11 protein-coding genes are annotated in these 15,696 nt (G+C 62.4%); 8 read left to right on the top strand and 3 right to left on the bottom strand.

From position 1 onward, the window contains the following. From AC3CCE_RS11835 to AC3CCE_RS11825, 3 genes are all read left to right on the top strand, one after another. Window positions 1–999, top strand: a complete 999-nt coding sequence (locus AC3CCE_RS11835) for an ABC transporter permease (RefSeq protein WP_023672136.1) — start codon at window positions 1–3, stop codon at window positions 997–999. Next, window positions 996–2,174, top strand: coding sequence for an ABC transporter permease (locus AC3CCE_RS11830; RefSeq protein ID WP_352626929.1), 1,179 nt, complete (start codon window positions 996–998; stop codon window positions 2,172–2,174). The genes AC3CCE_RS11835 and AC3CCE_RS11830 overlap by 4 nt, the downstream gene beginning before the upstream one ends. Window positions 2,175–2,321: 147 nt before the next feature. Then, a complete protein-coding gene (locus tag AC3CCE_RS11825) occupies window positions 2,322–2,801 on the top strand; it encodes a class I SAM-dependent methyltransferase (protein ID WP_023672134.1) in 480 nt (159 codons plus the stop codon). Window positions 2,802–2,816: 15 nt separating this feature from the next. Here AC3CCE_RS11825 and AC3CCE_RS11820 read toward each other — a convergent pair whose 3' ends face one another. Further along, complete coding sequence (locus AC3CCE_RS11820; protein ID WP_023685078.1) at window positions 2,817–4,232, bottom strand: adenylate/guanylate cyclase domain-containing protein; 1,416 nt, start codon at window positions 4,230–4,232, stop codon at window positions 2,817–2,819. Window positions 4,233–4,533: 301 nt separating this feature from the next. Between AC3CCE_RS11820 and AC3CCE_RS11815 the strand changes: the two genes are divergently transcribed. The 3 genes from AC3CCE_RS11815 (at window position 4,534) to AC3CCE_RS11805 (ending at window position 7,383) form a co-directional block, all read left to right on the top strand. Beyond that, a complete protein-coding gene (locus AC3CCE_RS11815; RefSeq protein WP_352513592.1) occupies window positions 4,534–5,355 on the top strand; it encodes a hypothetical protein in 822 nt (273 codons plus the stop codon). Window positions 5,356–5,491: 136 nt separating this feature from the next. After that, window positions 5,492–6,010: a GNAT family N-acetyltransferase gene (locus AC3CCE_RS11810; protein WP_352513591.1), complete on the top strand. Its 519-nt coding sequence runs from the start codon at window positions 5,492–5,494 to the stop codon at window positions 6,008–6,010. Window positions 6,011–6,039: 29 nt separating this feature from the next. After that, the gene (locus AC3CCE_RS11805; protein ID WP_352513590.1) at window positions 6,040–7,383 is read left to right on the top strand and encodes a hypothetical protein; all 1,344 of its coding nucleotides are present in this window, start codon (window positions 6,040–6,042) and stop codon (window positions 7,381–7,383) included. Window positions 7,384–7,403: 20 nt separating this feature from the next. Here AC3CCE_RS11805 and AC3CCE_RS11800 read toward each other — a convergent pair whose 3' ends face one another. Beyond that, the gene (locus AC3CCE_RS11800; protein WP_352513589.1) at window positions 7,404–9,167 is read right to left on the bottom strand and encodes an adenylate/guanylate cyclase domain-containing protein; all 1,764 of its coding nucleotides are present in this window, start codon (window positions 9,165–9,167) and stop codon (window positions 7,404–7,406) included. Window positions 9,168–9,457: 290 nt separating this feature from the next. Between AC3CCE_RS11800 and AC3CCE_RS11795 the strand changes: the two genes are divergently transcribed. Together AC3CCE_RS11795 and AC3CCE_RS11790 are read left to right on the top strand one after the other, a co-directional pair. After that, entirely contained in the window at window positions 9,458–12,742 is a 3,285-nt protein-coding gene (locus tag AC3CCE_RS11795; protein WP_023672128.1) for an adenylate/guanylate cyclase domain-containing protein, read from the top strand. A 19-nt stretch (window positions 12,743–12,761) separates the two neighbouring features. Beyond that, complete coding sequence (locus AC3CCE_RS11790) at window positions 12,762–13,442, top strand: redoxin domain-containing protein (RefSeq protein ID WP_352513604.1); 681 nt, start codon at window positions 12,762–12,764, stop codon at window positions 13,440–13,442. 20 nt (window positions 13,443–13,462) lie between these two features. Here AC3CCE_RS11790 and AC3CCE_RS11785 read toward each other — a convergent pair whose 3' ends face one another. Continuing rightward, window positions 13,463–15,490 carry an SAM-dependent methyltransferase gene (locus AC3CCE_RS11785; RefSeq protein ID WP_352626925.1) on the bottom strand — a complete coding sequence of 676 codons (2,028 nt, stop codon included), beginning with the start codon at window positions 15,488–15,490 and terminating at the stop codon, window positions 13,463–13,465. Between the last annotated feature and the right edge of the window lie 206 nt (window positions 15,491–15,696).

Here is a 15,696-nt window from a genome sequence, read left to right as displayed (position 1 = left end):
GTGCTTCGATATCTTGTCTGGCGCATCGCCGTGATGGTTCCAACGCTGCTGGTCATATCGGCGCTGGTGTTCACCATCATCGAACTTCCACCGGGCGACTATTTCGACAGCTATGTCGCTGAGCTTCGGGCCCAGGGCGAAGCGGTGGATTCCGACCGCATCCAGATGATGCGCAAGGAATATGGTTTCGACCAGCCGCCGGTCATTCGCTACTTCTACTGGGTGGGCGGGATGCTGCACGGCGATTTCGGCTATTCCTTCGAATATGAGCTGCCGGTTCGCGACGTCGTCGGCGACCGAATGTGGCTGACCGTGCTGGTTTCCTTCGTCACGATCATCTTCACCTGGCTCATCGCCTTTCCGATCGGCATGTACTCCGCCACGCATCAATACAGCTGGGGCGACTACGGCCTGACTTTCTTCGGCCTTCTCGGCCTTGCCATTCCGAATTTCATGCTGGCGCTGATCCTGATGTATTTCGCCAACATCTGGTTCGGCACGTCCATCGGCCACCTCATGGACCAGCAATATCTCGGCGAGCCGATGAGCTGGGCCAAGGCGAAGTCGATCCTCGCCCATCTCTGGATCCCGGTCCTGATCATCGGCACCGGCGGCACGGCGAGCATGATCCGGCGGCTGCGCGCCAATCTGCTCGACGAACTGCACAAGCAATATGTCGTTACGGCGCGCGCCAAGGGCCTGCATCCGTTCAAGGCGCTGGTCAAATATCCGCTGCGCATGGCGCTCAATTTCTTCATTTCCGACATCGGCTCGATCCTGCCGGCCATCATCTCCGGCGCTGAGATCACGGCTATCGTTTTGTCTTTGGAAACGACCGGGCCGATGCTGATCAAGGCGCTGCAAAGCCAGGATATGTATCTGGCTGGGTCATTCCTGATGTTCCTCGCCTTCCTTACGGTCATCGGCGTGCTGATTTCCGACCTGGCGCTGGCGCTGCTTGATCCACGAATTCGTTTGCAGGGTGGCAGCACCAAATGAAGCAGGACTCGCCGCTGCCCGCTCCGGGTGCTCCACTGCAACACTACATTTCCGGCGCGCCCTTCGACCTGCAGTCGGTCGAGGCGATGACGCCGGAGCAATCGAAGGTCTTTCAGGCATCGCAGTTGCGGCTGATGTGGTGGAAATTCCGCAAACACCGGCTTGCGCTTATATCCGGCATATTCCTGGCAGTGCTGTATTCCGGGATACTTATCTGCGAGTTCCTGGCGCCCTACAATCTGCACTCGCGCAACATGGACTACATCTATGCGCCGCCGCAGCACGTGCACCTGTTCCACAATGGCGAGTTCGTCGGGCCGTTCGTCTATGGCCGCCAGATGACGCTGGATATGGACACGCTCAAGCGGAACTACATCGAGAACCACGACGTTCAGCGGCTCCGTTTCTTCTGCCAGGGCGACACTTATCGGTTCTGGGGCCTGATCGCAGGTGACAGGCATTTTGTCTGTCCTGCCGAGAACGGCCAACTCTTTCTGGCCGGCACCGACAGGCTGGGGCGCGACGTGCTCTCACGCATGATCTATGGCGCACGCATTTCACTGACTATCGGCCTCGTCGGCATCAGTTTCAGCTTCCTGCTCGGCATCGTCATCGGCGGGCTGGCCGGCTATCACGGCGGTATCTTCGACCTGATCGTCCAACGGATAATCGAAGTCCTGCAATCGATTCCCAGCATTCCGCTATGGCTGGCCCTGGCGGCGATCATGCCGATAACCTGGAGTCCGATCCTGATCTATTTCGGCATCACCGTCATCCTCGGGCTGCTCGACTGGACCGGACTGGCGCGGGCCGTGCGTTCAAAGCTTCTGGCCTTGCGCGAGGAGGATTACGTTCTGGCGGCGCAGTTGATGGGCGCCGGAAGCAGCCGCATCATCAGGCGGCATCTCATTCCCGGCTTCATGTCGCATCTGATCGCGACGGCGACGCTCTCCATCCCTGGCATGATCCTGGGCGAAACGGCGCTGAGCTTCCTCGGGCTCGGCCTGAGGGCGCCGATCACCAGCTGGGGCATCCTGCTCACCGAGGCGCGCAGCGTCAGCGTGATCGCGTTCTATCCATGGCTGCTTTTGCCGATGCTGCCGGTCATCCTCGTTATCATGGCGTTCAACTTCCTCGGCGACGGCTTGCGGGACGCCGCAGACCCCTACAAGTGATATCGCTGTTCCACCGCGCGGCCTGCCGAACACTCCACCCGGTATGACGCTTGTCGGCGGCCGGTTGCGTTATTGCAGGGTTCGTCGTTCGCCTTTATATGCAGCAAGCCTCGATCGGGGCTGCTGGTTCAGGACACACAATCGCATATGAGTCGCCTCGATAATTTCATCAGCAGGATGACCGCGCAGCGCGACATTCTCAATCGAATCTGCCCCGAGGTGGCGAAGATGGAGGGGCTTGTGCTTGAGCTCGGCCTCGGCAATGGCCGGACATTCCACCATCTGCGCGAGCTTCTGCCCGGGCGCCGGATCGTGGTGTTCGACCGCGAAGTTGGCGCGCACACTAGCTCAATTCCCGAAGCTGAAAACCTCGTGCTCGGCGAAATACGCGAGACGGGCCGCAAGTTCATTGGCATCGAAGCCGCCCTTGTTCATGCCGACATTGGCACCGGCTATGACGATCGCGATGCGGTGACCGCTACCTGGCTTCCCGATCTGATTGCGAGCCTGCTTCGCGTCGGCGGCTTCGCGGTCAGTGGCACGCCGCTCGATCACCCGCTGCTGCAACACCTCCCGGCGCCCACTTCGGAGCCCGCCGACCGTTATTTCCTCTGCAAGCGCGTGTGAGCGGTAGAGAACTCTTCAGGGGATCGTATAGACCGCTATCTCCCGCTCGATGCCGCGCAGCGAGACCTCGTGCGGCACGGGCGTCAGCGCGTTCCTGTGCAACAGATCGGCGGTGAGATTGTCGTCAACCACCGCACGCGTGGCGAAGATCGCCTGTGCGTTGGCAAGGTTTTGGACCCGCGAAGCAATGTTGACCGTCTGGCCGAAATAATCCTGCCGCTCGTTCATGGACACGGCTATGCACGGGCCGGCATGAACACCGATCTTGAGCAGAAGGTCCTCGCGCCCGCTTTTGTCATTGAGCGCCCGCATGGCGTCGCGCATCCGCAGCGCCGCGGCAATCGCACGGTCAGGCGTCGCGAAGGTCGCCATCACCGCATCGCCGATCGTCTTCACAACCGCGCCTGCCTCCGCCGCGACGATCTCGTGCAGAACCTGGAAATGCTCGCGCACGAGATCGAAGGCTGAAAGATCGCCCACCCGCTCGTAAAGCTCGGTCGATCCGCGCAGATCGGTGAACAGGAAGGTCAGGCTGGTGATCTTCAGGCGCTGGTTGATATCGAGCGTATCCGTGCGATAGAGATCCCGGAACGTCTGGTTGGTGAGCAGGCGCTTGGCGGTCACGAAGGGCCGGCGCTTGCCCAGGAAATCATGCAATACCGGGCAGGCGATGAAGACCGTCGGCAGCACGCGCGTGTCGGTCCTGTTTTCCAGCGAAATGCGCAATGGGCCGGGTTGCATCTCCAGCGTCTGGCTCTGGACATGGTCGCGGTCGAACGCCAGAGAGAGGTTTCGCCGCTCTTTTGCCGGTTCGCCCTTCGCGTCGATGAACTGGGCCGAATGCGTGACCGGCTCGAAGACGATGATGAATTGGGGCGGAAGCTGGATGTGCAGAACCGCCTTTTCACCGGGCGCAAGCTCGATATCTTCCAGCGAGAACGCTTCCATCTTTTCCGCCAGATCCTCGTCCGGCAGATCGGCCCCGGACGCCCAGTAGATCTGGCGGTAATATTCCACCAACGGCAGTTCGTGTGGATTGTGGGCGGCAATCCTGCGCACGCGGGGACTGACGGTGAATGTCACCTCGACCATCTCGTCGAGGGTCGGCGAATAGCCCTGGGAGCACAGCGCGCAGGTGTATTCGTCCTTCTGCATGGTTTTCAGCGTGGCGTTGGTGTCGAGCACGCCGCCACAGCCGGGGCACAGAACATTCCAGGAAATGTCGAAGATGCCTACCCGCGCCGCATGGAGAAAGGCGCTTATGGTGCGTTCCTCGTCGAGGCCATGCTTGCTGGCGAAGGCCAGCGCATTGATGCGGCAAAGTTCGCGGTCCTTGCCCTCGGCGATGGTTTGCCGGATTGCGTCGATTGCCTGCGGATCGACATCGGTCGATTGCCGCAGAAGCGAGAACAGATCCTGAGCTTCGGTCATCGTGCAGGCTCCGGAAATTGCGCCGCTAGAGCATGATGCCGAAAAGTGTGAAGCGGTTTTCGGACGACATCATGCTCTATTTCCTGATTTAGAGGCGGATTCAGATTTCAGGTCGGACAGACCTGAAATCATCCGGCTCTAGGCGTGTTGGCCGGACCGATCTTCGACCCGAACGCTCCATCATACTGCGAAACGGACCGTACGGCCATTCGAATGGACAAGCCTGGTGACAGGTCAATTTCCATTTGTTGAATTCCAAACTATGATAGCCCATGGGGCATTCATCTCTGGGGTTTTCTCCATGCCGACACGCGACAACCCGCCATTTCCGGCGGCCCTTCGCCTTTTCTCGGCGGGGGTCATCATCGTCCTGATCGTTGGGGCCGGCCTGTTTTTCGCGCCTGCGCTGGTCAAGCCGCGCTGGCCCTGGGCCGTCACGCCGTTCAATGCCCGCTTCCTCGGCGGCTTCTACACCGCCGAAATGGCAGTGATGGCGGCGCTGCTGGTCTGGAATCGCTGGTCGCCCGGCAGGCTCGTGCTGGTCATGGCCTTCATCTTCACCGTCATCGTGTCGGCGGCTTCGTTCATCAATCTCGGCTATTTCAACTTCGAGCGCAAAGCCCCCTGGCTCTGGTTTCTGGTCTATCTTGCGTCAGCCGCGGTATCCGGGCTGTTCCTGTGGCGGGCAAGGGCCCGCCCTGCTGCAAAAGGCGTGATCTTAAACCCCGCATGGCGCGCCTACCTACCGGTGGAAATGACGATCCTCGGGGTCTACGGCGTCGGCCTGTTGCTGTTTCCCCTGACATTCGGTGGCTTCTGGCCATGGCCGATCGATGCTTTTCACGCCCAGGTCTACAGCGCCATCTTCCTCGCGGGTGCAGGCGGCACCTATCTCGTCTGGAGAAGTGCGCCGCGTGAGGAATTGCTGGTGCTCGGCCTGGCGCAGTTTCTGGTTGGCCTGCTTGCCGTCCTTGGCCTCGTCATCACCGACGCCGCCGTGCACCGGATCGACTGGACGGCGGCCGGGACATTGTGCTGGCTCGCCCTTTTCGGCTGGATCGGCATCAGCGGTATCCTCAAACTCTACGCCGCCCCCCGGCATTTTGCCGCGCAATCGGCATAGGTCGCAGAGACGGCTGGATTTTCAGGTGACGTCCGGTGCATCGTGCCGGGCATATTGCCTCTGTCCTTTGTTCTGACGCAATTCCGGACGGAAAACCGCTCACACTTTTCCTGGAATTGCTATAGCCGGAAAAGCCATGACCAGCACGCCACCCCTAGAGAAAATCCAGCCGCAGCTCCGGGCCGTCCGGCCAAGCGATGCCGAGGCGCTGTGCGCTATCTTCAATATGCCGGGGTTCCGCTGGGGCACGCTCAGGATGCCGTTCGAGATGGTGGAGCAGGTGGAGCGGCGCATCGCCAAGTCCGGCCCGGAAACCACCTGGATCGTTGCGGAGCTGGACGGCAAGGTTGTCGGCCATGGCAGCCTGGTCGCGCAGGGTTCGCCGCGCCGCTCGCATATCGGCGAGATCAATATCGGCCTTGACGATGGCTTTGTCGGCAGAGGCATCGGCTCTGCCATCCTTGGCGCGCTGCTTGACGTGGCCGACAACTGGCGCGCCCTGAAGCGGGTCGAGTTGACTGTCTATGCCGACAACGAACCGGCCATCCGTCTCTACACAAGCCACGGCTTCGAGGTCGAGGGACGGCATGTGAAGGCCGGTTTTACCGACGGGCAGTACCACGACCTCCTGAGCATGGCCCGGCTGCGGTTCTGATGACCGCCGTCCCTGCCCCTGCGCCTCCGGTGGACATTTTGGCTGTGCTGTCGCTGCTCTGCCCGGAGGTCGTGCGTGACATCGAGCAGAACTGGAATGCGCCGGTTTCCGATTATGCCCGCCATCTGTGGCGGCCGGTGGCAAGGCCTGCATCGGCCCCGTCGATCGCTGCCCGCTCGATCCTGCGAGACGTCCTGCAGCAGCGCCTCGGTGCGATCGTGCAGCCTGAAGCGATCGGCAGGGCCCTCGACGAATTCGACCACAGACCGGTTATCCAGTCCGGCCTGCACTGCCTGCTTCTGATGGATCGGATCACCTTCGATGCCCTGCTGCTTGCCTGGCTCGGCGCGGTCGAAAACGGGCTGTCGGCTTTTTTCGGCTTCATGGGAACGACAATGACCATGGAGACAACCGGCCGGGAGGGGCCGGGATGGCTCGATGTCGGTGACGACAAGGTCAATTTGTTTGGCATGGGGCGCCACAAACTGTGCCGCAAAAGCGCCTGCGCGGCCGGTCCCGTTACCCTCAACGGGCGCGCGCTCGAAACGGTGGGCAATGAGACGGATGCCAGAAGCTGGCTGGGCACGCTGCTTGCCAGCCAGGACAAGGTGTTTGCAACCGCCGCCGATGCGCTGACAGAACTCAACGAGGATCTGGTCGCCGATTGGGATCGTTCCGGCATGGCTCGGCCGGTTTTCATCGATGATAGGCTGGCCGCGACTGTCGTGTCGCGGCATCTGGAAGATGAAGGCAGCCTTCTTTCCAGGCTGCTCCTCGAGCCCGCAAGGCGCCGGCGTCTCGACCATGCCTTGCAAGAAGCCGCATCGGGCCCATTTGGCAGGTTCCTGCCCAATGCCACGGCCTATTTCTGGGGCATCCGCGAGCAGCGCGTGCGCAAGCTCGTCCTCAAGAACGGGCGGCTGATCGAGCCTGACAGGCCGCATGGTCTTTCCATCCCGTTCGAGCGGCCGCATCTCCAGCAGGCACTGCTGGACGGCATGCTTTTGCCGGACTTGTTCCTGATGTTCCTTGCCCTTGCCATATTGCCGCGCGTGCGGGTTGTGGGCGGCCTGAGACAGATTGGCTATGTCGCGCTTTTCCACTCGATCCTGCTGGCTGCGCTGGATGAAAACGCGCCAGAAGAGCGCGATCTGGCCGCCGAGCTGCAGGTTCGGGAAAATGCCTGGGGCATGCGGGTCATCGATGAAAAGATCTCGGTCCGCGAGCAGCTTGCCGGCCTGCCGGAAGGGGCGCTCTTCCCGGACCTGCTGCGGCAATACCGGTTGCGGACATTTGCCGAGACGACCGATGACCTGAAACCGGTTCGCGAAAACGCCCGATGGCGCAAGATCGGCCGGGCCTCAGGCCTCTGATCCGGCCGGGCTTTAGCCTGTCATTGCACCACGCCGGCCTTGCGGAGCCCCTCGACCATCAGTTCGAAATCGGCAGGGTTCTTGTAAGGCAAGACCTTGCGACGATGTTCCAGCGAATAGGCGGGATTAACGCGAAGCAGGTCCTGCCATGCCGCATGGGCCTCCTCCAAACGGCCCAGATGGCCGTAGCATGCGGCCAGAAGCGCACGCGACACGTCGGTGACAGCGTTGCGAGCCAGCCGTTGCAGCAAGAGGTCGACGGCCTCTTCGTACCTTCCCAGTTGAAACGATGCCAAAGCCTGGAAGTGCAGAAGCACATCCGGGAAGTATGGATTCAAGGTCTTTCCCCGGGCGAAACTCTCTAGCGCCTCCGCGGGTCTACCCGAATAATACAGCGCCTCGCCGCGGGCGACGTGCGCTTCGGCGAAGTTCGGATTGAGAGCTATCGCGCGCTCGACCTCGCCGATGGCTTCATCGTGCCGCCGTGTGTAAAGCTTGGCCGATGCCAGCGCCCAGTGCGCCCAGGGATCGCTGTCATCCAGCGTTACCGCTCGCGTTGCTGCCTCTTCCGCTTGCGCCATCGAGTCCGACGCACCCCACCTGTTGAGGTAATCGAGCCCGTACGTGAGGGCTAGGAAAGCGTGGGCAGAGGCAAATTTCGGGTCCAGTTCGATGGCCCGCTGCAAGAGCTCGCGGGCCGCGACGTTCGTGTCCTTCGTCAGCCGGTGCCACAGCTCCCGGCCCCGCAGGAAACAGTCATACGCCTCCGGGTTGCGCTGGTGTTCGGGCGCCAGCCGCAGACGGTCATCCTCGGTCAGATTGAGCGCCAGCGCACCGACGATGTGCTGCGTCACGTCATCCTGCACGGCGAATATGTCGGTCAGATCGCGATCGAACCGCTCCGCCCAAAGATGGCCGCCTGAGATTGCATCGATGAGCTGCGCGGTGATGCGTACCTTGTTCCCCGACTTGCGTACGCTGCCTTCAAGGACATAGCGCACGCCGAGCTTCGTGCCGACATCCTGCACATGGACGTTCTGGCCCTTGAAGATGAAGGACGAATTGCGAGCGATGACGAAGAGCTGTGACAGTTTGGACAGCGCCGTGATGATGTCTTCGGAGATGCCGTCGGCGAAGTAGTCCTGTTCGGCATCACCGCTCATATTGGCGAACGGCAGCACGGCGATCGACAGTTTCGGCGGCGTTGCCGCAGCCGGAGGGCTCGTCGGGGTTTGCGAGGTCGCGGCCACCTTGGCCCCGGCGCCGACTTGCAGCGAATACACTCGGATCGGCTCGGCGATGTTCTTGAGCTGTGTGCTGCCGAGATCGCTGACCGAGAGGTCAAGCCTGGCCTTGACCTGGCGATAGGCATCCTCGGACAGGCAGATGGCGCCGGGCGCCGCAACGCCCTCCAGACGCGAGGCGATGTTGACGCCGTCACCCATCAGGTCGCCATCGCTCTCTTCGACCACGTCGCCCAGATGGATGCCTATCCTGAACTCGATGCGGCGCTCCTGCGGTACGCCGGCATTGCGCTCAACCATACCGTTTTGAATCTCAACGGCGCAGCGCACGGCATCGACCACACTGCGAAACTCAACCAGTGCCCCATCTCCGGTACGCTTGATAACCCGCCCGTGGTGCACTGCAATGATCGGATCGATCAGGTCGCTGCGCAGTGCCCGCAACCGCGCCAAGGTACGATCTTCGTCCGCGCTCGCGAGCCGGCTGTATCCGACCACATCTGCAGCCAGGATTGCGGCCAGCTTACGGTTCTCGCTCATGGGTCGCCTCCTCATCTCCATCATAGCAGGAAGACGGCGGGACGAGGGAATTTTCGCAAATCACGGCCACGCAGCCGCCCGTATCGGCAGTGCTCCACCGCCGAACCCAGACCGATGCCCATTTGCGCTGCCGCTTGCCGGTTGACGACTATCGGTTCATCCTTGTGAATACCCCGGCCGTGACGAGCGTGGCGAGATCACGCGTCATGGCCCAAGGTCAAAGAGATAGAGCATGATGTCGTCCGAAAACCGCTTCACACTCTTCGGCATCATGCTCTGGTGAGGTGTCCATGAACTGCTCGGGCTGCGGTTTCGAGATCGAGGGCGGTTACGCCTTCTGTCCGAAGTGTGGCCGCCGCCAGCCCGTGCCATGCGCCAGTTGCGGCTACGCCTGCGCACCTGATTTCGAGTTCTGTCCTAAATGTGGGGCAAGCGTCGGTGCGTCCGCAAAAGCTGCCGAACGGCCTGCTCCGACACCAAGCCGCACCATTGCGCAGCCCTCTCGAGCTCCATCGCCGAACATCGAAAGCGAAGAGGGGCCGCATTCCGTCTCCGACGCCGATCGACGAACGGTAACGGTGCTGTTCGCCGATCTCTGCGGCTTCACGACACTCAGCGAGCAGCTCGACCCCGAGGTCATGCAGGCGCTGCAGAACGAACTGTTCAAGGAATTGACGGCGGCCGTGCAAGGCTTTGGTGGTTTCGTCGACAAATTCATCGGCGACGCTCTGCTCGCCTTGTTCGGTGCGCCGGTCGCGCATGAGGACGATCCGGAACGTGCGCTTCGAGCCGCTCTCGACATGATCGCCCGGACGGCGCGGCTCGGTGAAAGCACCCGCCACTCCGGCTCGCCGCTGCTGCTCCACATAGGCATAAACACGGGTCCGGTCGTTACTGGCGGATTGGGCATCGGCACCGCCAAATCCTATTCGGTGACCGGCGACACGGTGAATACGGCGCAACGCCTGCAATCGCTGGCTGCACCGGGTGAGGTGCTGGTGGGCGAACTCACGCACAGGCTGACCCGGCATGCCTTCTCGTACGAGTCGCTGGGCGATGTCGTCTTTCGCGGCAAGGCTGGCAGTGTGCTCGTCCACCGACTGGATGCACCGCTTGCGGCGCCGCGTGCAGCGCGCGGGCTCGAGGCGCTCGGCCTCAGTGCGCCCATAATAGGTCGTGATGCGGAGCTCAACAGAATGCTGGCGAGCCTTGACTTGGCGTGCGGCGGCTCGGCCCAGCTTGTCCGCCTCGTCGGCGAAGCCGGTATCGGGAAGTCGCGGTTGGTGAAGGAGTTCGTCGCCCGCGTCGGCGACGAGGATCGTTTTCGCAACGTCGCCGTGCGGCAGGCCACGTGCTCACCGCTGGGTGAACAATCATTTGGCGCCCTGGGTGCAGTGGTGCGCAGCGCTGCCGGGATGATGCAAAACGACAATGGGGACGAAATGCGGGGCAAGCTCGCAGCCTTGCTTGCCGATCTCGGCCTGCAGGGCGAGGAGGCGAAGCGGCTGATGCCTTTGCTCTACCATGTGCTTGGCCTCGGCGACCCCGATGCCACCTTGCAGCATGTCGAGCCCGAGCAGCTGCGGCGGCAAATTCTCTACGCGGTCCGCACAATCATGGAACGGCGGCTTGCGTTGTCGCCGCTATTGATTGTCGTCGAAGACCTGCACTGGGCCGACTCCGTCTCGCTCGAGGCACTGCGTTTCGTGATGGACAGACTGGAACGCACGCGGCTGATGTTGCTGGTCACGCATCGTCCGGCGTCGGACAACGACCAACTCGACTCAAGTCGGGTCAGCCACACAGCGCTCAGGCTTTCGCCGCTCGACAGCGATGACGGACGCCGCCTGGTGGCGGCGCTTTTCGGCGAGAGCTGGGTAAACGCCGCAGGAGGGCTTCTCGACCAGATCCTCGAGCGCGCGGGCGGCAACCCGCTTTTCTTGGAGGAGATCGTTCGCGGCCTTATCGATCGCGGTGTATTGGTGCGCGAGGGCCAGCAATGGCGGACCGTGGCAGGCGAAGTCGCAACCGGCATCCCCGCCACGATCCAGGCAATGTTGCTTGCTCGCGTCGACCGGCTGCCGCAAGAGGTGCGCCGGTTGGCCCAGGAAGCCGCGGTAATCGGCCCGCGCTTCGATGCCACGCTTCTGAAAGCCGTGGCAGCCGACCCCGGCCGACTGGAAGCGGGCTGCGAACTGCTTTGCGATGCGGAAATCATCGAGGAAGTTGCCGGATCAGGCTCGGTCTCGTCGCAAAGCTACCGCTTTACGCAAACATTGCTGCAGGACGTGATCTACCAGAATCTGCTCCTGCAACGCCGGACCGACATCCACCGCCGGGTAGGTGCCGCCCTGGAGCAACTGTGCGGCGACAAGCCGGAACGGTTCGAGGATCTGGCCGTGCTCGGTCATCATTTCGCTCAGAGCGCCGAGCGGGAGAGGGGCGCGCATTACCTGCAGGCGGCGGGAGATCGCGCTCGCATGATATACGCCAATGACGACGCCCTTCGTTTCTACGAGCGAGCACTGACTGCGTTGGGCGCGATCGGGCAAACACCGCTCAAACTGGCAATTGCAGAGCGCATTGCCGATTTGAGCGGCCCGGCAGGCCGCCGCGAGATTGCACACCGCCACTACGAGGCGGTGCTGCAGGCCTATCGCGAGTCAGCCGATCGTGTCGCGGCGGCGCGCGTTTTGCGCAAGATCGGTCGGCTGTTTTGGGACGTGGGCAAGCGGGACGACGCGGAATCGCGCTACGCTGAAGCGGCAGCGCTCCTCGATGGAGCGGATGCCCCGATCGAGCAGGCGCATCTCTGGCAAGAACGTGGCCGACAGGCGTTCCGCAGCGGAGATCACACTCTCGCGGCAAAATGGGCAGACGCGGCGCTGGATTGCGTACGCTCTCTGACAACGGAACATGTCTCCGATGATGCCACCCTCGTGACCGCCGAGGCACTTAATACCAAGGCTGTTGCGCTGGCTCGCCTTGGGCGAAACCATGAAGCCGTGCGTGAGGTTGAGCGCAGCATTGAATTGGCCGAAGCCGCCGGTCTGCTGGGCGCGGCCTGCCGCGGCTACACCAATCTCGGGGTGCTCTACACGACCATCGATCCGGCGAAGGCGATGGAGGTCTGTCGGCGCGGTCTTGAAGTGGCGCGCCGTATTGGCGATTTGGGTTTCCAGGCGCGCCTCCTCGCCAATCTGGCGGTAGCTTGTTGTACTTTCACGGATCGCTGTCCAACGGAGGGCGTGCCTGCTGCCGAGAAGGCCATCGAGATTGACCGGGCGCTCGACCAGCGCGAGCACCTGCCAGTGCCGTTGATCGTGCTTGGGCAGATCCACCAGTGCAACGGCCATCCGGAACTGGCGATCGGCTTGTTCCACGAAGCACTGGAGGTAGCCCGCGAAACGGGCGAGCCCCAACTGCTGTTTCCGTGCTATGATGGACTCGCAACGCTTAATCTCGACCTCGACAATCTGGCCGAGGCCGAACGCTACTTTTCCCTGGCGCAGGGTATATGCGCCCAGCACGGGCTCGACCCGGAAGCGCTTGTGGTGCTGCCTTTTCTCGACTAGCCGGGATAGGGGGTTGGACATGTCCGCGCCTAGTGGATTGATACCGCTTCAACCGGGCGACCGGGCGCCGAACCTGATACTCGACGCCATTACCCAGGAAGGCAAGATTGCGCTTGACGACTTTCGCGGGCAAAAACCGGTGCTGGTCGGCCTGTTTCGAGGTCTGCATTGTGCGTTTTGCCGGCGCCACATCGCCGCTCAGGCGCGTCTCGATCCGGAGCTGCGCGAAAAGGGCGTGGAGAGCCTGACGGTGGTCAACACGCCGATCGAACGGGCGCGGCTCTATTTCCGCTACCATCCAATGCCGAACCTGCTTGCGGCGTCGGACCCGGAACGCGCTTCACATCGTGCTTTTGGACTGCCCAATCTCGAATTCACCGAGAACGAGACGAACTGGCCGTACAAGGTCGCGATGGCAGCGGCACAGGACATGCGGGTCGACATACCTGGCGAATTGCCCGGTCCCATGGATCCGATGACAGCCGCCGCAATCCTCGACAAGAAGGACAACTACGAACTGACCGAAGCCGACGAGCAGATGATGGCCACGGGACACGGACAACTGGTTGGTCAGTTCCTGCTGGACCGGCAGGGGATCGTCCGCTGGAGCTTCACGGAGGTCCCGGAGGGTGGGCGATACATGTTTGGCGCCCCAAACCCGAAGGAGCTGATGTCAGCCGTGTCGCAAGTCGCCCAATAATGAACTGACAAGTTCACCGTTTATCCGAGCACGGCCTCGACAGTGGCGACAAAGTCATCGAGCGAGCGGTCGCCGCGAATCTCGATACGCGGAAGGTCGATGAGATCGCTATCGAGGTCCGCCGGCCCGTGTTTGCGGCCGAAGCCTATTCGATAGCCGCACTCCCTGGCCAGCCGGCCAAGCCGTCGGTCGGTGACGGAGAAGGGTGCCGCGAACGCCGTGGTTGGCCGACCGGTCCACCGTTCGATGAACAGACGAGAGCGCAGGAGCTCGGCGGCCAGGTCAGCGCTCGACAGACCATCTATGGCGCGATGCGTCGCCATGTGGCTGCCGAAGAAGGCGCCTTCGGCAGCGAGGCGTCGCACCGTCCCGGCGCCCATAAGCGGCGTCGGCGGACCGATGTCGGTGTCCCACTTTGCACTTTCGCCCACCAGGTCCGTCACCAGGAACACTTCCGCAGTCAGGTCGTTGGCGCGCAAGATCGGCCAGGCACGGTCGGCGAAGTTCTGGAAGCCGTCATCGAAGGTGATGAGCACCGGGCGGCCGACGAAAGGCTGACGGTTGGCGATGGAGGCTTCCAGCTGCTCGGAGCCAATGGCGTGAAAGCCATTGGCGCGCAGCCATCCCATCTGGCTGGCGAATGCGGCGGGCGTGAGCCGAAAGCGAGCGAGCGCGGCCGGACCTTCATCGGCAACGCCGTGATACATGAGGACAGGGATATGCTGGCGCTGCTCGTTACGTGCGACGTCGCGGCGCAAGGCTCGCGCCCCACCCCAGACGATATTTCGCGCGACGCCGATTTCGATGGGCGCGCGGATCGGCACATGATCGATCACCGGGTCCGTCGCCACATCGCCCGGCGATAGGCGGCGGAAGCGGTCTATGCGGTAGAGCTCGGTCTGGATCGATTGCTCGAAGACGAGGCCTTCGGTCGCCGCCAGCGTCTCGGAGATCGCCTGGGCACCGAATGTGTTCCAGTCGAAGCCCGTCTTTTCGACATTGTCACGCAACACGAATGCGTGTGCGCTGATGAAGCTGCCGCCAGGCGCCAACGCCTCGGCGAATTTCCTGGCGATGCGCCGTAGCTCGGCGAGGTCATCCAAGTAGTAGAGCACTTCCGAACAGACGATCAGATCCATCTCACCCGGCAGCGTGTCGGCAGCGAAATCGAGTACGCCGAACTCGACATTCGGCTGATCGTTGCATCGGGCGCGGGCTCGCTCGACGGCTATGGCGGAAATGTCGGTTGCGGTCAAATGGCCGACGCGAGGCGCCAGCTGCCGCGTGAAGTGGCCCTCCGCGCAGGCCAACTCGAGCGCCCGCCCGATGGGACCGGGAGGCAGGATTTCGAGCTGGCGCTCGTATTTTTCCTGCTCATAGGACGAACCGTAGTTCCACGGATCCTCGGTCGCGAAATAGCTGTTCCAGAACGCCGTGCGATCCTTGTCGTGCTTGTCCGCGACCCGTGCCCGGCGCGGCGCAACAGGCTCTGACGGTTCAGCGCTCGACCGAACCAGGTCGCGCGCCTGTGCGGCCAATTGCGCGAGTTTGCCGAAGTGGCTGTCCGGATCGGGCTCGCTTCCCGCCATGGTCAACGATGCCTCGGCTGCAGGCGTGTTTGACGTGGTCGCGCCGGCGCCCTTTTGCGGTGCAGGCGATCCTCCCGCAAGCCGCTCAGCAGGCACTACATCCAGGATCAATTCAATCCAATGATCGCTCGTCACAGTCCCGAGTGCACCGAACTGCACTACAGCCTCGATCCGGCCATCCAGCATCAGATGGGCATAAATCTGATCGATGCCTTCCGGCAGTTCGGTCGCGGTCGGATTGCGAGCGTCGACGCGAACTCCGAGCGTTCGCGCCAGCCTGCGCGGCGCGGCAAGATCGTCGGCTTCGAGAAGCATTTGCTCAAGCTGGTACTGGACGCGGCGAGCTGCTGCGGGATTGTCCCAGATCCTGCCGAGTTCGATGATCAACGCGGTGGTTGCGCTGCCGAACCTCGCCCATCCGGCAGCCAATTGTGCCGGCACCGACAGGCTTCCTGCCATGAGGCCATCGAAGATTACCTTGGCAATCTCATGCGCCCACTTGCGTCCCGCCGGGAGTGCGCGCAGGGGCTGCGGGTCGACCAAGCGCGAGCCTGAGCCGCATTCGGACGCGGCGTTCCGCAACGCCAGCCAAGCAAGCGCTTCGGATGCGCTGCCGCCGTTCGCCGAACTGGAAACCAAGGGATTATGCGCCACGCCGTACTACC

The sequence above is a fragment of the Mesorhizobium sp. P160187 genome (assembly GCF_057766425.1).
Note: the sequence above shows the minus strand (reverse complement) of the source record. Positions and strands in the feature narration are given on the sequence as shown.